At 55.3% G+C, this 19,500-nt stretch carries 16 protein-coding genes; 6 read left to right on the top strand and 10 right to left on the bottom strand.

Annotated features, from left to right (window positions below):
• From rpoB to FGI04_RS17575, 3 genes are all read left to right on the top strand, one after another.
• On the top strand, positions 1–4,029 hold the full coding sequence (gene rpoB / locus FGI04_RS17585) for a DNA-directed RNA polymerase subunit beta (protein WP_038903028.1): 4,029 nt from the start codon (positions 1–3) through the stop codon (positions 4,027–4,029).
• Positions 4,030–4,136: 107 nt separating this feature from the next.
• Positions 4,137–8,360 (top strand): DNA-directed RNA polymerase subunit beta', encoded by a 4,224-nt coding sequence (gene rpoC / locus FGI04_RS17580; protein WP_016943871.1) that lies wholly within the window; start codon positions 4,137–4,139, stop codon positions 8,358–8,360.
• Between the two features lie 398 nt (positions 8,361–8,758).
• Complete coding sequence (locus tag FGI04_RS17575; RefSeq protein WP_016943870.1) at positions 8,759–9,856, top strand: DUF1176 domain-containing protein; 1,098 nt, start codon at positions 8,759–8,761, stop codon at positions 9,854–9,856.
• Here FGI04_RS17575 and FGI04_RS17570 read toward each other — a convergent pair.
• The 3 genes from FGI04_RS17570 to FGI04_RS17560 form a co-directional block, all read right to left on the bottom strand.
• The gene (locus tag FGI04_RS17570; RefSeq protein WP_342700695.1) at positions 9,841–10,104 is read right to left on the bottom strand and encodes a hypothetical protein; all 264 of its coding nucleotides are present in this window, start codon (positions 10,102–10,104) and stop codon (positions 9,841–9,843) included. The two genes, FGI04_RS17575 and FGI04_RS17570, sit on opposite strands and share 16 nt — an antisense overlap.
• A gap of 20 nt (positions 10,105–10,124) precedes the next feature.
• On the bottom strand, positions 10,125–10,307 hold the full coding sequence (locus FGI04_RS17565; RefSeq protein WP_342700694.1) for a YjiS-like domain-containing protein: 183 nt from the start codon (positions 10,305–10,307) through the stop codon (positions 10,125–10,127).
• Positions 10,308–10,543: 236 nt separating this feature from the next.
• A complete protein-coding gene (locus FGI04_RS17560; RefSeq protein WP_342700693.1) occupies positions 10,544–10,702 on the bottom strand; it encodes a DUF1127 domain-containing protein in 159 nt (52 codons plus the stop codon).
• Positions 10,703–10,876: 174 nt separating this feature from the next.
• On the opposite strand from FGI04_RS17560, the gene FGI04_RS17555 reads away from it, so the two are divergent.
• Complete coding sequence (locus FGI04_RS17555) at positions 10,877–12,313, top strand: aminotransferase-like domain-containing protein (RefSeq protein ID WP_407274862.1); 1,437 nt, start codon at positions 10,877–10,879, stop codon at positions 12,311–12,313.
• Positions 12,314–12,324: 11 nt separating this feature from the next.
• Here FGI04_RS17555 and FGI04_RS17550 read toward each other — a convergent pair whose 3' ends face one another.
• From FGI04_RS17550 to FGI04_RS17540, 3 genes are read right to left on the bottom strand one after another with little or no spacing between them, the layout of a single operon-like run.
• Positions 12,325–13,092, bottom strand: coding sequence for a molybdopterin-dependent oxidoreductase (locus FGI04_RS17550; protein WP_342700691.1), 768 nt, complete (start codon positions 13,090–13,092; stop codon positions 12,325–12,327).
• Positions 13,085–13,687 (bottom strand): cytochrome b/b6 domain-containing protein, encoded by a 603-nt coding sequence (locus FGI04_RS17545; protein WP_407322137.1) that lies wholly within the window; start codon positions 13,685–13,687, stop codon positions 13,085–13,087. Before FGI04_RS17545 ends, FGI04_RS17550 begins: the two co-directional genes overlap by 8 nt.
• Before the next feature lie 12 nt (positions 13,688–13,699).
• Positions 13,700–14,323: a hypothetical protein gene (locus tag FGI04_RS17540; RefSeq protein WP_407274395.1), complete on the bottom strand. Its 624-nt coding sequence runs from the start codon at positions 14,321–14,323 to the stop codon at positions 13,700–13,702.
• Positions 14,324–14,479: 156 nt separating this feature from the next.
• Between FGI04_RS17540 and FGI04_RS17535 the strand changes: the two genes are divergently transcribed.
• Positions 14,480–15,151, top strand: a complete 672-nt coding sequence (locus tag FGI04_RS17535; protein WP_012882973.1) for a heavy metal response regulator transcription factor — start codon at positions 14,480–14,482, stop codon at positions 15,149–15,151.
• Positions 15,148–16,581, top strand: a complete 1,434-nt coding sequence (locus FGI04_RS17530) for a heavy metal sensor histidine kinase (protein ID WP_342700688.1) — start codon at positions 15,148–15,150, stop codon at positions 16,579–16,581. The genes FGI04_RS17535 and FGI04_RS17530 overlap by 4 nt, the downstream gene beginning before the upstream one ends.
• A 46-nt stretch (positions 16,582–16,627) precedes the next feature.
• Here FGI04_RS17530 and thiH read toward each other — a convergent pair whose 3' ends face one another.
• Genes thiH through FGI04_RS17510 form a run of 4 tightly spaced genes read right to left on the bottom strand, consistent with a single transcriptional unit; the run spans position 16,628 to position 19,500 of the window.
• A complete protein-coding gene (gene thiH / locus FGI04_RS17525; protein WP_253001644.1) occupies positions 16,628–17,773 on the bottom strand; it encodes a 2-iminoacetate synthase ThiH in 1,146 nt (381 codons plus the stop codon).
• Entirely contained in the window at positions 17,773–18,552 is a 780-nt protein-coding gene (locus FGI04_RS17520; protein ID WP_407274397.1) for a thiazole synthase, read from the bottom strand. Before FGI04_RS17520 ends, thiH begins: the two co-directional genes overlap by 1 nt.
• A 1-nt stretch (position 18,553) precedes the next feature.
• Positions 18,554–18,754: a sulfur carrier protein ThiS gene (gene thiS / locus FGI04_RS17515; RefSeq protein WP_407337041.1), complete on the bottom strand. Its 201-nt coding sequence runs from the start codon at positions 18,752–18,754 to the stop codon at positions 18,554–18,556.
• Positions 18,751–19,500: a HesA/MoeB/ThiF family protein gene (locus FGI04_RS17510; protein ID WP_342700685.1), complete on the bottom strand. Its 750-nt coding sequence runs from the start codon at positions 19,498–19,500 to the stop codon at positions 18,751–18,753. Before FGI04_RS17510 ends, thiS begins: the two co-directional genes overlap by 4 nt.

Raw genomic sequence — 19,500 nt, 5'->3', positions numbered from 1 at the left:
ATGGTTTACTCCTATACCGAGAAAAAACGTATTCGTAAGGATTTTGGGAAACGTCCACAAGTTTTGGATATCCCATATCTCCTTTCTATCCAGCTTGACTCGTTCCAGAAGTTCATCGAGCAAGATCCGGAAGGCCAGTACGGTCTGGAAGCTGCATTCCGTTCCGTATTCCCTATCTCAAGTTACAGCGGCAGCTCTGAACTGCAATATGTCAGCTACCGTCTGGGTGAGCCGGTTTTTGACGTTCAGGAATGTCAAATCCGTGGCGTTACCTACTCCGCGCCGCTGCGCGTAAAACTGCGTCTGGTGATCTACGAGCGCGAAGCGCCGGAAGGCACCGTTAAAGACATCAAAGAACAAGAAGTGTACATGGGCGAAATCCCGCTCATGACTGACAACGGTACCTTTGTTATCAATGGTACTGAGCGTGTTATCGTTTCTCAGTTACATCGTAGTCCTGGCGTCTTCTTTGACAGCGATAAGGGTAAAACCCATTCTTCCGGTAAGGTGCTGTATAACGCACGTATTATTCCTTACCGTGGTTCCTGGCTGGACTTTGAATTCGACCCGAAAGACAACCTGTTTGTCCGTATCGACCGCCGCCGTAAACTGCCGGCTACCATCATTCTGCGCGCATTGAATTACTCCACCGAAGAAATTCTGGACCTGTTCTTCGATAAAGTGGTGTATGAAATCCACAACAACAAGTTGCAGATGGAACTGGTGCCGGAACGCCTGCGTGGCGAAACCGCCTCGTTCGACATCGAAGCTGACGGTAAAGTCTACGTTGAGAAAGGCCGCCGTATCACTGCGCGCCATATCCGTCAGTTGGAAAAAGACGGTATCGAACGTATCGAAGTACCGGTTGAATACATCGCAGGCAAAGTGCTGGCGAAAGACTATGTAGATGAAAGCACCGGTGAAGTGATCGCTATGGCGAACATGGAGCTGTCGCTGGATCTGCTGGCTAAGCTGAGTCAGTCCGGTCACAAGCGTATTGAAACGCTGTTCACCAACGATCTGGATCACGGCCCGTACATGTCCGAGACCGTGCGTGTTGACCCAACCAACGATCGCCTGAGCGCGCTGGTTGAGATCTACCGCATGATGCGTCCTGGTGAGCCGCCGACACGCGAAGCTGCCGAAACGCTGTTCGAAAACCTGTTCTTCTCTGAAGATCGCTACGATCTGTCAGCGGTTGGCCGCATGAAATTCAACCGCTCTTTGCTGCGTGAGGAAATCGAAGGTTCCGGTATCCTGAGCAAAGAAGACATTATCGATGTGATGAAAAAGCTCATCGATATTCGTAACGGTAAAGGCGAAGTCGACGATATCGACCATCTGGGCAACCGTCGTATCCGTTCTGTCGGTGAGATGGCGGAAAACCAATTCCGCGTTGGTCTGGTGCGTGTTGAGCGTGCGGTGAAAGAGCGTCTGTCCTTGGGCGACCTGGATACGCTGATGCCGCAGGACATGATCAATGCCAAGCCGATTTCTGCGGCGGTGAAAGAGTTCTTCGGTTCCAGCCAGTTGTCTCAGTTTATGGACCAGAACAACCCGTTGTCTGAGATTACGCATAAACGCCGTATCTCCGCTCTCGGCCCAGGCGGTCTGACCCGTGAACGTGCTGGCTTCGAAGTACGTGACGTACACCCGACTCACTACGGTCGCGTATGTCCTATCGAAACGCCGGAAGGTCCGAACATCGGTCTTATCAACTCGCTGTCCGTGTATGCACAGACTAACGAGTATGGTTTCCTGGAAACACCGTACCGCCGTGTACGTGATGGCGTGGTCACTGACGAGATTCATTACCTGTCGGCGATCGAAGAAGGTAACTACGTTATTGCTCAGGCGAACACCAACCTGGATGACGAAGGCCACTTCATCGATGAACTGGTTACCTGCCGTAGCAAAGGCGAATCCAGCTTGTTCAGCCGTGATCAGGTTGACTACATGGACGTTTCCACCCAACAGGTGGTCTCCGTGGGTGCCTCACTGATCCCGTTCCTGGAACACGATGACGCCAACCGCGCCCTGATGGGTGCGAACATGCAACGTCAGGCGGTTCCGACCCTGCGTGCTGACAAGCCGCTGGTTGGTACCGGTATGGAACGTGCTGTTGCTGTTGACTCCGGTGTAACTGCGGTTGCTAAACGCGGTGGTACCGTGCAGTACGTCGATGCTTCTCGTATCGTTATCAAAGTTAACGAAGAAGAGATGTATCCGGGCGAAGCAGGTATCGATATCTACAACCTGACCAAATACACCCGTTCCAACCAGAACACCTGTATCAACCAGATGCCATGTGTGTCACTGGGTGAGCCGGTTGAGCGCGGCGACGTGTTGGCTGATGGCCCGTCTACCGACCTCGGTGAACTGGCGCTGGGTCAGAACATGCGCGTAGCGTTCATGCCGTGGAACGGTTACAACTTCGAAGACTCCATCCTCGTTTCCGAGCGTGTAGTACAGGAAGACCGTTTTACCACTATCCACATTCAGGAACTGGCGTGCGTGTCTCGTGACACCAAGCTGGGGCCAGAAGAGATCACTGCTGATATCCCGAACGTGGGTGAAGCGGCGCTCTCCAAGCTGGATGAATCCGGTATTGTTTACATCGGTGCTGAAGTCACCGGCGGCGATATCCTGGTCGGTAAAGTGACGCCGAAAGGCGAAACGCAGCTGACGCCGGAAGAGAAACTGTTGCGTGCGATCTTCGGTGAGAAGGCGTCTGACGTGAAAGACTCTTCTCTGCGTGTGCCGAACGGCGTTTCCGGTACGGTTATCGACGTACAAGTCTTTACCCGCGATGGCGTGGAAAAAGACAAACGTGCGCTGGAAATCGAAGAAATGCAGCTCAAGCAGGCCAAGAAAGACCTGACTGAAGAACTGCAGATTCTGGAAGCCGGTCTGTTTGCCCGTATCCATGATGTGCTGGTTGCCGGTGGCGTTGAAGCCGACAAACTGGACAAGCTGCCGCGCGAGCGTTGGCTGGAACTGGGTCTGACCGACGAAGAGAAGCAGAATCAGCTGGAGCAGTTGGCTGAGCAGTACGACGAGCTGAAACACGAATTCGAGAAGAAACTCGAAGCCAAACGTCGCAAGATCACCCAGGGTGATGATCTGGCACCTGGCGTGCTGAAGATCGTGAAGGTGTATCTGGCGGTTAAACGTCAAATCCAGCCGGGTGACAAGATGGCAGGTCGTCACGGTAACAAGGGTGTTATCTCCAAGATCAACCCGATCGAAGATATGCCTTACGACGAGAACGGCACGCCGGTCGACATCGTACTGAACCCGCTGGGCGTACCATCACGTATGAACATCGGTCAGATTCTGGAAACCCACCTGGGTATGGCAGCGAAAGGCATCGGCGACAAGATCAACGCCATGCTCAAGCAGCATCAGGAAGTGGCCAAACTGCGTGAGTTCATCCAGCGCGCTTATGACCTGGGTAACGATGTACGCCAGAAAGTTGACCTGAACACCTTCAGTGATGAAGAAGTTCTGCGTCTGGCGGAGAATCTGAAGAAAGGTATGCCGATCGCCACGCCGGTGTTCGACGGTGCCAAGGAAAACGAGATCAAAGAGTTGCTGAAACTCGGTGATCTGCCGACTTCCGGTCAGATTACGTTGTTCGACGGCCGTACTGGCGAGCAGTTTGAGCGTCCGGTTACCGTGGGCTACATGTACATGCTGAAACTGAACCACTTGGTTGATGACAAGATGCATGCCCGTTCAACCGGCTCTTACAGCCTGGTTACCCAGCAGCCGTTGGGTGGTAAGGCGCAGTTCGGTGGTCAGCGCTTCGGTGAGATGGAAGTGTGGGCGCTGGAAGCTTACGGCGCAGCCTATACCCTGCAGGAAATGCTGACGGTGAAATCCGATGACGTGAACGGCCGTACCAAGATGTACAAAAACATCGTGGATGGCGATCACCGGATGGAACCGGGTATGCCGGAGTCCTTCAACGTATTGTTGAAAGAAATCCGCTCCCTGGGTATCAACATCGAGCTGGAAGAAGAGTAATCCCAGCCCGATAGCGCTGCGAGCATTCGTTACAGGGGCACCTGAACCATGTTGTTAACAACAAGGTTCAGGTGCCTGACAGGTCTAACTCCGACAGGAGCCAATCCGTGAAAGACTTATTAAAGTTTCTGAAAGCGCAAACTAAAACCGAAGAGTTTGATGCGATCAAAATTGCTCTGGCCTCGCCAGACATGATCCGTTCCTGGTCTTTTGGTGAAGTAAAAAAGCCAGAAACCATTAACTACCGTACGTTCAAACCAGAACGTGACGGTCTGTTCTGCGCCCGTATCTTTGGGCCGGTAAAAGACTATGAGTGCCTGTGCGGTAAGTACAAGCGCCTGAAACACCGTGGCGTGATTTGTGAGAAGTGCGGCGTTGAAGTGACCCAGACTAAAGTGCGTCGTGAGCGCATGGGCCACATCGAGCTGGCGTCTCCGACCGCTCACATCTGGTTTTTGAAATCGCTGCCGTCCCGTATCGGTCTGCTGCTGGATATGCCGCTGCGTGATATCGAACGTGTCCTTTACTTCGAATCTTACGTGGTGATCGAAGGTGGGATGACCAATCTGGAACGCCGTCAGATCCTGACCGAAGAACAGTATCTGGATGCGCTGGAAGAGTTTGGTGACGAATTCGACGCCAAGATGGGTGCCGAGGCTATCCAGGCTCTGCTGAAAAACATGGATCTGGAGCAGGAATGTGAACAGCTGCGTGAAGAGCTGAACGAAACCAACTCCGAGACCAAACGTAAGAAACTGACCAAACGCATCAAGCTGCTGGAAGCGTTCGTACAGTCTGGCAACAAGCCGGAATGGATGATCCTGACCGTGCTGCCGGTGCTGCCGCCGGACCTGCGTCCGCTGGTACCGCTGGATGGCGGTCGTTTCGCGACTTCCGATCTGAACGATCTGTATCGCCGCGTGATCAACCGTAATAACCGTTTGAAACGTCTGCTGGATCTGGCTGCACCCGATATCATCGTACGTAACGAAAAACGTATGTTGCAGGAAGCGGTGGATGCGCTGTTGGATAACGGCCGTCGCGGTCGTGCCATCACCGGTTCTAACAAGCGTCCGCTGAAATCTTTGGCCGATATGATCAAAGGTAAGCAGGGTCGTTTCCGTCAGAACCTGCTCGGTAAGCGCGTGGACTACTCCGGTCGTTCCGTTATCACCGTAGGTCCGTACCTGCGTCTGCATCAGTGCGGTCTGCCGAAGAAAATGGCGCTGGAACTGTTCAAACCGTTCATCTACGGCAAGCTGGAACTGCGTGGTCTTGCTACCACCATCAAAGCTGCCAAGAAGATGGTAGAACGCGAAGAAGCGGTAGTATGGGATATCCTGGATGAAGTTATCCGCGAACACCCGGTACTGCTGAACCGTGCGCCGACTCTGCACCGTTTGGGTATTCAGGCGTTCGAACCGGTTCTGATCGAAGGTAAAGCGATTCAGTTGCACCCATTGGTGTGTGCGGCATATAACGCCGACTTCGACGGTGACCAGATGGCTGTTCACGTGCCGCTGACGCTGGAAGCCCAGCTCGAAGCGCGTGCGCTGATGATGTCCACCAACAACATTCTGTCGCCAGCGAACGGCGAGCCGATCATCGTTCCGTCTCAGGACGTGGTATTGGGTCTGTACTACATGACCCGTGACTGTGTTAACGCCAAAGGCGAAGGCATGGTGCTGACCGGTCCGAAAGAAGCAGAACGCATTTATCGTGCAGGTCTGGCTTCGCTGCATGCGCGTGTAAAAGTGCGTATTACTGAGCATCAGAAGAATGCACAGGGCGAGTGGACGCAGAAAACCAGCCTGATCGACACCACCGTAGGTCGTGCGATTCTGTGGATGATCGTGCCGAAAGGTCTGCCTTATTCCATCGTCAACCAGGCGTTAGGTAAGAAAGCAATCTCCAAGATGCTGAACACCTGCTACCGCGTGTTGGGTCTGAAACCGACGGTTATTTTTGCCGACCAGATCATGTACACCGGTTTTGCCTACGCGGCGCGTTCCGGTTCTTCCGTTGGTATCGACGATATGGTGATCCCAGCGAAGAAAGTGGAAATCATCAGCGAAGCGGAAGCCGAAGTTGCCGAGATTCAGGAGCAGTTCCAGTCCGGTCTGGTTACCGCGGGCGAACGCTACAACAAAGTTATCGACATTTGGGCTGCGGCGAACGAGCGTGTGGCCAAAGCGATGATGGAAAACCTCTCTACTGAAACCGTTATCAACCGTAACGGCGAAGAAGAGAAACAGGTGTCTTTCAACAGCATCTTTATGATGGCCGACTCCGGTGCGCGTGGTTCTGCGGCACAGATTCGTCAGCTGGCGGGGATGCGTGGTCTGATGGCGAAGCCGGATGGCTCCATCATCGAAACACCGATCACCGCGAACTTCCGTGAAGGTCTGAACGTACTCCAGTACTTCATCTCTACACACGGTGCGCGTAAAGGTCTGGCGGATACCGCACTGAAAACGGCGAACTCCGGTTACCTGACGCGTCGTCTGGTTGACGTAGCACAGGACCTGGTGGTGACCGAGGATGATTGCGGTACCCACGAAGGCATCATGATGACGCCGGTTATCGAAGGCGGCGACGTGAAAGAGCCGCTGCGTGAGCGCGTACTGGGCCGTGTGACGGCAGAAGACGTGCTGAAACCGGGCACTGCAGACATTCTGGTTCCGCGCAATACGTTGCTGAACGAGAAATGGTGTGACCTGCTGGAAGAAAACTCTGTTGATGCGTTGAAAGTACGCTCTGTTGTAGGTTGTGAAACCGACTTCGGCGTGTGTGCTAAGTGCTACGGTCGCGACCTGGCTCGTGGTCATATCATCAACAAGGGTGAGGCTATCGGGGTTATCGCGGCACAGTCCATCGGTGAACCGGGTACCCAGCTGACGATGCGTACATTCCACATCGGTGGTGCGGCATCGCGTGCGGCAGCAGAATCCAGCATTCAGGTGAAAAACAAAGGTAGCCTGAAACTGAGCAACGCCAAGTTCGTTATGAACAACGCCGGTAAGTTGGTGATTACGTCGCGTAACACTGAACTGAAGCTGATCGACGAATTCGGCCGTACCAAAGAAAGCTATAAAGTGCCTTACGGTGCGGTCATGGCGAAAGGGAACGGTGACGATGTCGCGGGCGGTGAAACCGTCGCGAACTGGGATCCGCACACCATGCCGGTTATCACCGAAGTGGGCGGTAGCATTCGCTTTACCGACATGATCGACGGCCAGACGATTACTCGTCAGACCGACGAACTGACCGGTCTGTCTTCTATCGTAGTTCTGGACAGTGCAGAACGTACCGGTGGCGGTAAAGATCTGCGTCCGGCACTGAGAATCGTTGACGCTAACGGTAATGACGTACTGATTCCGGGCACCGATATGCCGGCACAGTACTTCCTGCCGGGTAAAGCGATTGTCCAGTTGGAAGACGGTACACAGATCGGCGCGGGTGATACCCTGGCGCGTATTCCGCAGGAATCCGGCGGTACCAAGGATATTACCGGTGGTCTGCCGCGCGTTGCTGACTTGTTTGAAGCACGTCGTCCGAAAGAGCCTGCAATCCTGGCGGAAGTCAGCGGTGTGGTATCCTTCGGTAAAGAAACCAAAGGCAAACGTCGTCTGGTGATTACGCCGGTTGATGGCAGCGAACCGTACGAAGAGATGATTCCGAAGTGGCGTCAGCTCAACGTGTTCGAAGGTGAACGTGTGGAACGTGGTGACGTGATCTCCGATGGTCCAGAGTCTCCGCACGATATCCTGCGTCTGCGTGGCGTACATGCGGTAACCCGTTACATCACCAACGAAGTGCAGGAAGTTTACCGACTGCAGGGCGTTAAGATTAACGATAAACACATCGAAGTTATCGTTCGTCAGATGCTGCGTAAAGGCACCATCGTCAATCCGGGTAGCTCCGAGTTCCTGGAAGGCGAACAGGTGGAAATGTCGCGCATCAAGATCGCCAATCGTCAGTTGGAAGCGGACGGCAAGATTGCGGCAACGTATAGCCGTGACCTGCTGGGTATCACCAAAGCGTCTCTGGCTACCGAGTCCTTCATCTCCGCGGCATCGTTCCAGGAAACGACTCGCGTACTGACGGAAGCGGCGGTTGCGGGTAAACGTGATGAACTGCGTGGCCTGAAAGAAAACGTCATCGTGGGTCGACTGATCCCGGCCGGTACCGGTTATGCATACCATCAGGATCGTATGCGTCGCCGCCAGGCAGGTGAGCTGCCGGTTACACCGCAGGTGAGTGCTGAAGAAGCCTCTGCCAACCTGGCTGAGTTGCTGAACGCTGGTCTGGGTGGTAGCGACGACGAATAATCGTCACTTCCCCCGATAATAAAAAACCGTACCTTAGCGATAAGGTGCGGTTTTTTTTATATTCTTATTTCACACGGGAAGCTTTTATTCATGCACGTGATTGTTTAACAATAGCCTGATGTGACATTCACCCTACGGGCCGTCACAGGTGACGTTAAAAAACGCTTTCAGCGTTTTATGATTCGTTCCACCTGATGGCGGAACTCACCCTACGGGCCGTCACAAGTGACGTTAAAAAACGCTTTCAGCGTTTTATGATTCGTTCCACCCGATGGTGGAACTCACCCTACGGGCCGTCACAGGTGACGTTAAAAAACGCTTTCAGCGTTTTTTTGGATGCGGGGAAAGGACATAATTGCGTTATAACATCAGCATGGCAGTTTCATAAGGAATGTCCGATGCGATTTAACACAGCGCTTTCAGGCATCATTCTGGTTTTGTTGTCCGGCAGTGCATTTAGCGCTGGCGAGATGCCTTCCGGTTATCCGACTCCGGTGCAGAAGGTATTCCGGCACTGGCAGATAACGTGCAACAACCTGAATGATTGTGATATCAGGAATAATGACCCGTATCTTCGCGTGACGCTAAAGCGTGAAGCTGGCGCTCAGGGCAAAATCTCATTGGACTTCGATCTGGCTGACAAGCGTCAGGCTTTGTATCTGGATGGCGTCCGTTTCCCGCTGACGCAGCCTGCCTGGCAGACTGATGAGGAAGAGGGCGCGTACTATGTCCATACCGAACAACTGGATGTGATTCAGCAGTTTGTACTGGCTGCTAAAAACGCTAAGCGGTTGTCGTTGTCTGAACATGTCGGCAGTCAGAGTAATAATCAGGAAGAATCTATCTCGCTTAACGGTTTGAATGCGGCGTTATTACTGGCTGATGAACGACAAGGGCGTTTGAATAATCGCAGTGCGTTATTACAGGTCGGTACGGGTGATGTCTCGCTGGTTCCCCCGATACCGGTAGGGCAGGAAATTAGTCCAGCCTATACCCAACCTCCGCCACTGGCTAATGCCAAGGTGTTGATAAATGCTGTCATTAACGCGAAGAAGACGTTACTGGAGGAGGAAGACTGTGGGCTCAGTAAAGAGGCCCGCCAGCTCAGCGAGGCGGAACCGCTGACCAACGAACTGGCGCTGGTGATGCTCAACTGTGGTATGGGGGCCTACCAGTCCTCCAGCATGCTGTTTGTTACGCCACGCAATAACCCGCAAGCAGCGCAGTTGCTGGAATTGCCCCGGCCTATACGCACGGTGGAAAGCCGGGAAGAAAAAATCCGCTGGTTTACCGAAGTGGACTATGACCCGGAAAGCGGTATGTTGTATCACTCCGCGAAAGGGCGTGGTATCGCCGACTGCGGTGAAAGCGCGCAGTGGGTGTTTGACGGTAAAACGTTCCAGCTTGTGGCTTACAACTATCAGCCTGAATGTAACGGTGGGCAGCCAGGAGACTGGCCGTCCGTGTGGGCGATGCCGGGCTACCCAACCGAGTAGCCCGACACGATGTTGACAGCCAGCGTGGTTTTCTCTCCCCCCACGCTGGCCTGGAGGCGGCGGAACCGATGGTTGACTCCGGTTCCGGCTGTATCAGCCCGCGCACTGTAGCAACCATCCGCCTGGCCTGGCGACGGGCTGTCTGGTGATGTGCGTGGTGGTACGCAGGCTATCGTTCTCTCTTTGTATCCATTACCTTTTTCTGCGCGTAGCCTCGCATCGTCTGCCTTATTGCTACGTTGCTCCATTCACTATCGTTTATTGGTTGCTACCATAAATTGTCTACATCCCGGCGAGTTAGCCCGATGTCTTCCAGTTGATTGTTATCTAACCGGCGCAGTGCTTTTCTTGCTCGTCGCCGCTGCCGCCAGGCGCGCCAGCGCTGGCGGGTATGGTGAAGAAGAACATGCAGGCTGAGACGGGTATGTGGACGGCGTGGTGGCTGTGCCATAGATCAATCTCCGATGAGCTGTGTCGGAAATCAGTGTGCCGCCGGTGAGTGTTAGGATACAGATGCAGGAAATGACTATTCTGAAGATACAGAAGCGTGATTGCGTGATCTGAATGATTCTTTTTATGGTGATCTGTACCTGTTCCTCTTTTCCACTTCGTGGTTTAAAGAAGACAGATACAGATAGTGGGCTTGATGAAGAGGTGTATGGCTATTTGACTCGCAGACTCCTGGCACTAGAGATGCCGAATATCTTGTCGTGTCAGGCCGATATCCCGCAGGCGACTATCATCGAGTGCATTGAGTATCTTGCGGGTTTGGTGTCGTTGGTACTGGCTTTGTACCAGGCGATACAGGCGCTGCAATAGAGAGCGAGGAGTTGGATGCTGTGTCATGGTTGTTCTCCGTAAGCGATGGGAACATCATTATGGCAAGTGCATCTGTATGGTTTTATAGACAGAACTCGGGTTTGTTTTTAATACAGATGACGTCAAAGACGATCTGAATGGCGGTTTTGATGATTGTCTGTATGGCGATAGTGGGTACGGTATGAATAAGGGGAACGGTCGATGACGCGATATCAACTTTTGGCGACGTTACTAACACAGCGCATTGAGCAGGGGCTGTATCAGAGTGGCGAGCGTTTGCCATCCGTTCGTGCGCTGAGCCAGGAGCATGGTGTCAGCATCAGTACCGTACAGCAGGCTTATTATCTGCTGGAGCAGCAGCAGTTAATTGTACCGCTGCCCCGTTCCGGGTATTTCGTTCGCGCAGGGAAAACCCAACCACCGATACCCGCGATGAGCAAACCGGTGCAGCGCCCGGTTGAGGTAAAGAAATGGGGCGCGGTACTGGAGCTGGTCAACGCCAGGCTGGACCCAGAGACAGTCTCTTTAGGTAGTAGCGTACCCGATCTTACCCAGAGCACACTCAAACCGCTGTGGAAGCAATTGCAACGTATCGGGCAGAAACAACAGGTCTCCTCCTTTACCTACGATAATCTGGCCGGGGTACCGGTGCTGCGGGAGCAAATAGCCCGACTCATGGTTGATAGTGGTTGTCAGCTATCAGCTGACGATATTGTGGTGACCACAGGATGCACTGAGGCGCTGGCAGTAGCGGTGAGGGCGTTGGCTCATCCGGGGGATATCATCGCTGTGGAATCCCCGGTGTTTCACGGCATTTTGCAGATCTTGTGCGGGTTGGATATCAAGGTGATTGAGATCCCAACCGATTTCACATCTGGTATCAATCTGGAAGCGCTGGAGCTGGCGTTGGACCAGTGGCCAATCAAGGCAGTGATCACGGTACCGCATTGCAATAATCCGCTTGGATTCATCATGCCGTTACACCGCAAACGCGCGTTGCTGACGCTGGCGCAGCGCTACGATATCGCCATTATCGAGGATGATGTGTATGGCGAATTGGCTTACGAATACCCACGTCCGGCAACGCTGAAGTCGATGGATACTGAGGGCCGGGTCTTGTTGTGCAGTTCGTTTTCCAAGACGTTGGCACCGGGGTTGCGTGTGGGGTGGCTGGTGCCGGGGCGCTATCTCGACCGGGCTTTGCATATGAAATACACCAGCACCGGTTCTTCTGCGGTTTGTACGCAACTGGCGGTGGCGGAGTTTATCCGGCAGGGGCATTATCAGCCGCATATAAGGCGTATGCGCGGTATTTACCAGCGTAATCTGGAACGGTTTACCTGCTGGGTGCGCCGCTATTTTCCCGATACCATTTGTGTCAGTCGACCACAGGGCGGCTTCGTCTTATGGGTGGAAATGCCCGAGTCATTTGATGGCGTACAGCTCAGTCAGACACTGCGCAAAGATAAGATCCATGTTGCTGGTGGTGCGTTGTTTTCCGCATCCGGCAAATACCGTCATGGCTTACGCTTGAGCTTCGCTATGCCGATGACACCCCACATAGAGCAGATGATAGCGACGATCGGAGCGGCGGTTGAACAGACGCTGGTCAAGGGCGAAGGCGAGGCGACGGTGTAGCGGGCTGTGATTCAAATGCCGCTAAACCAGTTATACCCCTGATCTTCCCAGTAGCCGCCGGGGTTGGTATCGCTGACGAACAGTGCGGCGATATGTTTGGCGTTTTTGAAGCCAAGTTTAGTGGGAACGCGTAAACGTAGTGGGTAGCCGTAATCTGGCGGCAGTGTCTGATCGCCGAATTCCAGCGCCAGAATGGTTTGCGGATGCAGGGCTGTGGCCATATCGATGCTGGAATAGTAGCGGTCAGCGCATTTAAAGCCGACGTAACGGGCGTTCAGGTCAGCCCCGATATGTTGCAGAAACAGACGTAGCGGGATGCCACGCCACTGGCCGATGGCGCTCCAACCTTCAATACAGATAAGCCGCGTAATCTGCGTTTCCTGCGGCAGCTGGCGCAATTGTTCCAGCGTCCAGACTCCCTTTTTTTCGACCTTACCGCTGACCTCAAGGCGATAGCTGTCCAGATCGATATCCGGCACGTTATATTCCGGGTAGAACGCGTTGAAGGGAAACGGCTGGGTGACCTGATCGGGTCGGTAGCTGGGGGCCAGACGCTGCCCACTGAATAACCAGGCTTGTACCCGATCGTTCCAGCGCGACATCGCCCACAAGACTTTATCGATGCTGTCGCCATCTTGCATATTACAGCCACTCAGCATTGCTACCGCACCGAGCGTCAGCCCGGAGCGCAGCATCAGGCGGCGTTCGAGATTGACCAACTGCTTTTTCTGGCTCGGTTCCAGTATCAGCGTAGCGCGGCGCTGTGGTTTGTCACTCATGTTTGCCTCCGGTCAACATTGCCCACAGGGTGCGCGGTACGATAAGTACCATCAGGACGTGGATGACCACGAACAGCGCGATGCCGCTCATCGCCAGAAAGTGGACATAACGGGCGGTGGCGAAACCGCCTAACAGGTTAGTGAGCCAGGACAACTGAACCGGCTTCCAGATTGCCAGCCCAGACAGCACCAGCAGTATGCCGAGCGCGATGACGCCGAAATACATGAGTTTCTGGATGGTGTTGTACTGGTGGGACGTATGGCGTAAGCGTAGGGTGAGCGTCTGATGAATGTCATGCCAGAGCGCTCTGAGACTGAGCGGCAGCCAGCGCTGCCGCCAGTGGCCGCTGGCAAGACTCCACACCACATACAGTAAGCCATTACCCGCCCACAGCCACATAACCGCCAGATGCCAGCCAATAGCGCCGCCGAGCCAGCCGCCCAATGTCATCGTGGCTGGAAAATGAAAGTTGAATAACGGCGAGGCGTTATAAATTTCCCAGCCGCTCATAAACATACCTGTCATAGCCAGCAGGTTGAGCCAGTGGGCAAGCCTGACGGGCCAGGCGTGTATCGGGCGGCGGGATGGCGACATGGCGGACTCCGGTTACATGGGGGGAACAGTACCGTCTTTACCGGCAGAAATCGCTACGGCAATACGCTTGCCCTGATCGTCAAGCCGTGAGAACAGCACGATATGGGCGCCAGGTTTCAGCAGGCTGCGATCACCGGGGGCGATGCTGACGATAGGCACGTCGTCCGGTACTACCACGGTTTTCTGCCCGCCGTTATAGGTCACGGTCAGTGTGCGGCCGTTGCTGTTAACCAGCTTGCCGACGGTGCCGTTGGTCATGGTGCCGCTTTTCCCGTCAGCAGATTCCCACGGACGGAAGCCTTCACCGGTACCACGCAGGCTGGCATCGAAGACATGAACTTCCAGTGCTTTGAGCGTGCCATCAGGCTGAGGGATGGCCGCGGTGCCGATAAAGCTATCGGGTTTGATATCACCCGGTTCGGCTTTGCTGATGCTCATCACGCGGGTGTCAGCGGTCAACGTGGCATCGACTTTCTGCCCTTTGCGGTCAGTCAGTTGCAACTGCGTGTCCGATACCGCCGTAATGGTGCCGCGGATGGGTGATTGCGGTTTGGCAGGCGCGTCGGCGGCGCTGACTACGTGGCTACAAAGCAGTAAAGAAGAAAGCAATAGCCCGGCAAAACGATGTGTTGTCATGATGGATTTCCCCTGAGTTGGCGAGTGTCCATCATGGTGAGGCGTTCCGGTCGTCAGGATGACGATTTGATGACATTAATGTCATCAAGTCAGGGTACTGGAGTTGCTATGATAACGCCCAGGCAGCGGTTCCATCCGAAGGCGGGAGTAGAGGCAATGCGTATTCTGGTGGTTGAAGACGATGGCAGTACCGGCGATTACCTGAAAAAAGGACTCACCGAAGCAGGTTATGCCGTTGATCTGGCACGTAACGGTACCGACGGGTTGTTTAATGCGCTTGAGCACAGTTACGACGCCATCATTCTGGATGTGATGTTGCCGGGGCTTAACGGTTGGCAAATTATTGAGATGCTGCGTAAAAAAAGCGATGTACCGGTGCTGTTTCTGACGGCGCGCGACCAGTTACACGACCGTATCCACGGGTTGGAACTGGGGGCCGACGACTACCTGATCAAACCGTTTTCATTTACCGAGCTGGTGTTGCGTATTCGCACGTTGCTGCGCCGGGGTGTGGTTCGTGAAGCTGATCACTACGCCGTGGCGGACTTACGCCTCGATGTATTGCGGCGTAAGGCTACCCGGCAAGAGGTGGTGATCCCGCTCACCAATAAAGAGTTTATGCTGCTGCATCTGCTGGTGCGGCGCGAAGGTGAGGTGCTCTCGCGTACCTTGATTGCTTCGCAGGTCTGGGACATGAATTTTGATAGTGATACCAACGTGGTGGATGTGGCAGTGAAACGCTTACGCGCCAAGATAGACAAACCGTTCGATATCAAGCTTATTCACACGGTGCGTGGTATTGGCTATGTCTGCGAGCCGCGTTCATGAACCACTGGCTTCAGCGCTGGCGCGCCACCTCTTTGAAGACCCGTTGCAGCTTGCTGTTTGCGTTGGTTGCCGCGCTGGTGGTCAGCCTGGCGGGCAGCTACCTGTATAGCGCGCTGTGGCAGGAAATGTACCGGCGTAGTGATTTGCAGGTAACCGGGCGCGTTGACTATTACCGCCACCTGTTGGGGAAGAATTTTACGCTGCCGGTGTTGACCAGTAATACCGGCCTGTTTGAGAACATGCTGGGTAGCGAGCAGGATGTATTGCTGTTTTCACTACCGGGGCAAAAGCCGCTTATCAGCGTTAATCCGGCGCATATTTTACTGCCGCCATTAACGCCGGTGGCTGAGAACTCGCCGTTGCGGGTTTCCAGCGTGCAGGGTGGCGTTACCGCTGATGGCGTGCCGATGCGGGCGATCGCCGCCCAGGTTCGGCTCAATGACGGGCAATTGCTGCAGATTGCCGCCGCCCATGTGATGCTCAATGAGCAACGAATGCTGGAGCATTACCTCTGGCGGGTGGTGGGGGCGGTGGTAGCCGCGTTCATATTGATAGCTGCGTTGGGGTATCTGGTTTTGCGCCGTGGTCTCTCGCCATTATGGCGCATGGCGGCGCAGGCGTCGGTGATTGCGCCGAACACCTTATCCACCCGTGTCAGCGATGCCGATGCCCCTCAGGAAGTGCGGCAATTGATTCGTGCTTTTAACGCCATGTTGGATCGTCTCAACGAGGGTTATCAGCGATTGACCCAGTTTTCTGCCGACCTGGCGCATGAGATTCGCACGCCGATCGGTGCGCTGATGGGGCATTGTCAGGTCGCGCTGTACCAGCCGCGCAGTGTGGAAGAGTATGAAACGCTACTGTCGGACAATATTGCCGAACTGGAGCGCCTGTCGCGGATGGTAGAAAACATCCTGTTTCTGGCCCGCGCCAGCCATGAGCAACCGGTCCTTAACCGGGTGCCGGTTGAGGTGGAGGTCGAACTGCGCCGGGTAGCGGATTACTTTGATATGCTGGCGGACGAGCGCGGTATCGAACTACGCTATGAAGGGCAGGCGACATTGTTGGTCGATGCGCTATTGTTCCAGCGTGCACTGAGTAATCTGGTTGCCAACGCGGTACGGTATGCGCATGCGGATAGCCCGATAACGTTGAGTGCGAGCACATCGCCTGAAGGGAGTGTGATAGCGGTGACCAACCTCGGCCCTTTATTACCGTCGGAGCAGCTGGAGCGACTGTTTGACCGGTTTTATCGTGTGGATGCGACCCGCAGCGCGAGTAGTGACTCCAGTGGTTTGGGGTTGTCTATCGTTCGGGCCATCATGACCTTGCATGGTGGTGAGGTGATCGCCCGATGCGATCCTGTTAATCAAACCACCGGGCGGATCTGTTTTAGCCTGATCTTCCCGGCGGTTGATCGCATCGCCTAGATCGCCTGGAAAGGATCGCCGATGTTGCGGCGATCCTGGCGCGACGTCACTCCATCGCCGCTCTTCCCAGATAACCGTCCCAGTCTTTCCATACCGGCTGCAACCCAGCCTGCGCCAGCGCATCAGCCACGTCTTGCGGGCGGCGATTGTCGTGCGGGGTGAATTGCTCCAGCTCGGGGTGATCGTCGGCGTAGCCGCCCGGTTGGGTTTTGGAAAACGCGCTGACGTTGTTGATGGCAATCGGGATCATATGGTCGCGGAAGAACGGTGACTCGCGGGTGGAGAGCGACAGTTCCACATCGGGTGCCAGCAGTCGGAAGGCGCAGATAACCTGCATCAGCTGTGCCTCATCCATCAACGAGGCGGGTTCAATGCCGCCAGCACAAGGGCGCAGGCGAGGGAACGACACTGAGTAGCGGCTTTGCCAGTAAGTCTGCTGTAAATACAGCAGGTGCTCGGCCACCATATAGCAGTCGGTGCGCCAGCTATCCGACAGCCCAATGAGCGCCCCCAGCCCGATCTTGTCGATACCGGCGCGCCCCAGCCTGTCTGGTGTTGCCAGCCGCCAGGCGAAGTCTTGCTTGTGGCCGCGCAGGTGATGGTGGGCATAGGTCCTGGCGTGATAGGTTTCCTGATACACCATCACCCCATCCAACCCGAGGGTTTTCAGCTCAGCGTAATCTTCCTGCGATAGCGGCTGCACTTCCATCATCAGTGAACTGAATTGCGGGCGAATTAACGGCAACATCTGGCGAAAATAATCCATTCCTACTTTGCGCTGGTGTTCACCGGTCACCAGCAGCAGGTGGTCGAACCCCAGCGCCTTGATGGCCTCGCACTCACGCTGGATTTCCTGCTCGTTGAGTGTCTTGCGTTTGAGGTGGTTACTCATGGAGAAACCACAATAGGTGCAGTCGTTGGCGCACAGGTTGGAAAGATACAGCGGCACATAGAAACTGACAGTGTTGCCAAAACGCTGGCGCGTCAGTTGTTGTGCCCGCTGGGCCAGCGGTTCCAGCCAGCGACTGGCAGCAGGCGACAGCAACGCCATCATATCGTCGCGCGTGGGCCGATCAGCGCACAGCGCCCGCTCTACGTCAGCGTCGGTTTTGCTGTTGATGCGCAGGGTCAGGTCATGCCATTCCAGCTGTTGCCAGCGGTGTTCAAACGACGGTTGAGCGTGAGTGTCCATTACTCGGTGGCCTCCGTCTGGCGCAGAAAACCGGTCAGTGGGCTGGTGGCGCTGGCGAGGTGCTGGTGGCTGCCCAGACCAGCCTGATGGGCGATCGCCCCGGCGTTCACCGCCAGCCGGAAGGCGTGCGCCATCTGCACCGGGTCACGAGCCACGGCGATAGCGGTATTAACCAGTACCGCATCGGCACCGAGTTCGATGGCTTCTGCCGCATGGCTGGGAGCGCCAATGCCAGCATCCACAACCACCGGTACCCGCGCCTGTTCGACGATAATGCGCAGAAAGTCGCGTGTTTGCAGCCCTTGATTGGAGCCGATGGGAGCACCGAGCGGCATCACCGCGGCACAACCGACGTCTTCCAGACGCTTGCACAGCACCGGGTCGGCACCGCAGTAGGGCAGTACCACAAAGCCGTCTTTCACCAGTTGCTCCGCGGCTTTCAGTGTTTCCACCGGATCTGGCAACAGGTATTTCATGTCCGGGTGGATTTCCAGCTTCACCCAATGCGTGCCCAGCGCTTCACGCGCCAGTCGGGCGGCGAATACCGCTTCTTCAGCGGTTTTGGCTCCCGATGTATTGGGCAGCAGGTGTACGCCCAGCTCACGCAGCGGGGCCAGAATGGCATCGCTGCCGCCTTTCAAATCCACCCGTTTCATTGCCAGCGTGACCAGTTGCGAGCCGCTGGCGCGCAGCGCATCCTGCATCAGTTGTGCACCGGCAAACTTTCCGGTACCGGTTAATAACCGGGAAGTAAACGTTGTATCTGCAATCTTCAGCATCTCAACCTCCTGCGATTGCCTGAAACAATAAAATGTCATCACCATCCCGTACGGCAGAATGTGCCCAGGCATCACGCGGGATGATGGTGTGATTGATGGCCAGCGCCGTGCCGGGCTGTAAGCGGTTCAACTGCTCAAGCAGTTGCACGACGGTCAACTCGCTGTGCAGTTCGATAACCTCATCGTTGAGCCGGATCTTCATGCTTGCCCTCCGCATACCGGACAGGTTGCTGATCGCGCCAGTTGCAGCGTGGTCCATTGCTGCTGGCGTGCATCGAACAGACGCAATTTACCGTCTAGTGGTGAGGGTAATCCGCATAGCAGTTTGAGCGCTTCCAGTGCCTGCAAAGTGCCCATCACACCGACCACCGGGCCAAGTACACCGGCGGTGCGGCAGTTGCGTTGGGGTTCCGTCGCATCCGGGTAGAGGCAGGCGTAGCAGCCGTGCGGATAAGGGGGTGTCAGTACCAGCAACTGGCCGCTGAATCCTACCGCGCTGGCGCTAATCAGCGGCTTTTGTGCCGCGACGCAGGCGGCGTTGACCGCATGACGGGTAGTCATGTTGTCACAGCAGTCCAGCACCAGGTCGGCTTGCGCTACCGCGGTGGTCAGCGATTCGCCTTCAAGTCGGGTGGTCAGAGCGACGGTTTGCACCAGTGGGTTGATGGCTTCCAGCGCGTGGCGGGCCAGCACCGCTTTAGGGTGTGACAGGTCTGCGTTACGGTAGAGAATCTGCCGTTGCAGATTAGAGAGGTGTAGGGTGTCGTGGTCCGCCAGCAGCAGAGTGCCCACTCCCGCAGCCGCCAGATAGAGTGCTGCCGGTGAGCCCAGCCCACCCAGCCCAACCAGCAACACGCGGGAGGCCGCCAGTTTCTGCTGCCCTTCCTGGCCGATATCCTCCAGCAACAGCTGGCGGCTGTAGCGCATAAATGCCTGATCATCGAGCAT

The organism is Dickeya ananatis (genome assembly GCF_019464615.1).
Taxonomy (GTDB): Bacteria; Pseudomonadota; Gammaproteobacteria; order Enterobacterales; family Enterobacteriaceae; genus Dickeya; species Dickeya oryzae.
Note: the sequence above shows the minus strand (reverse complement) of the source record. Positions and strands in the feature narration are given on the sequence as shown.

What these genes read in the sequence shown, in the direction of transcription:
- FGI04_RS17535 (WP_012882973.1), top strand. Translation starts at nt 14,480, where the DNA reads ATGCGTATTCTGGTGGTTGAAGACGATGGCAGTACCGGCGATTACCTG.
- FGI04_RS17530 (WP_342700688.1), top strand. Translation starts at nt 15,148, where the DNA reads ATGAACCACTGGCTTCAGCGCTGGCGCGCCACCTCTTTGAAGACCCGT.
- FGI04_RS17540 (WP_407274395.1), bottom strand. Translation starts at nt 14,323, where the DNA reads ATGACAACACATCGTTTTGCCGGGCTATTGCTTTCTTCTTTACTGCTT.
- thiH (WP_253001644.1), bottom strand. Translation starts at nt 17,773, where the DNA reads ATGGACACTCACGCTCAACCGTCGTTTGAACACCGCTGGCAACAGCTG.
- rpoB (WP_038903028.1), top strand. Translation starts at nt 1, where the DNA reads ATGGTTTACTCCTATACCGAGAAAAAACGTATTCGTAAGGATTTTGGG.
- FGI04_RS17520 (WP_407274397.1), bottom strand. Translation starts at nt 18,552, where the DNA reads ATGCTGAAGATTGCAGATACAACGTTTACTTCCCGGTTATTAACCGGT.
- FGI04_RS17545 (WP_407322137.1), bottom strand. Translation starts at nt 13,687, where the DNA reads ATGTCGCCATCCCGCCGCCCGATACACGCCTGGCCCGTCAGGCTTGCC.
- FGI04_RS17560 (WP_342700693.1), bottom strand. Translation starts at nt 10,702, where the DNA reads ATGACACAGCATCCAACTCCTCGCTCTCTATTGCAGCGCCTGTATCGC.
- FGI04_RS17565 (WP_342700694.1), bottom strand. Translation starts at nt 10,307, where the DNA reads ATGGCACAGCCACCACGCCGTCCACATACCCGTCTCAGCCTGCATGTT.
- FGI04_RS17570 (WP_342700695.1), bottom strand. Translation starts at nt 10,104, where the DNA reads ATGGAGCAACGTAGCAATAAGGCAGACGATGCGAGGCTACGCGCAGAA.
- FGI04_RS17550 (WP_342700691.1), bottom strand. Translation starts at nt 13,092, where the DNA reads ATGAGTGACAAACCACAGCGCCGCGCTACGCTGATACTGGAACCGAGC.
- thiS (WP_407337041.1), bottom strand. Translation starts at nt 18,754, where the DNA reads ATGAAGATCCGGCTCAACGATGAGGTTATCGAACTGCACAGCGAGTTG.
- FGI04_RS17510 (WP_342700685.1), bottom strand. Translation starts at nt 19,500, where the DNA reads ATGCTCGATGATCAGGCATTTATGCGCTACAGCCGCCAGCTGTTGCTG.
- FGI04_RS17555 (WP_407274862.1), top strand. Translation starts at nt 10,877, where the DNA reads ATGACGCGATATCAACTTTTGGCGACGTTACTAACACAGCGCATTGAG.
- FGI04_RS17575 (WP_016943870.1), top strand. Translation starts at nt 8,759, where the DNA reads ATGCGATTTAACACAGCGCTTTCAGGCATCATTCTGGTTTTGTTGTCC.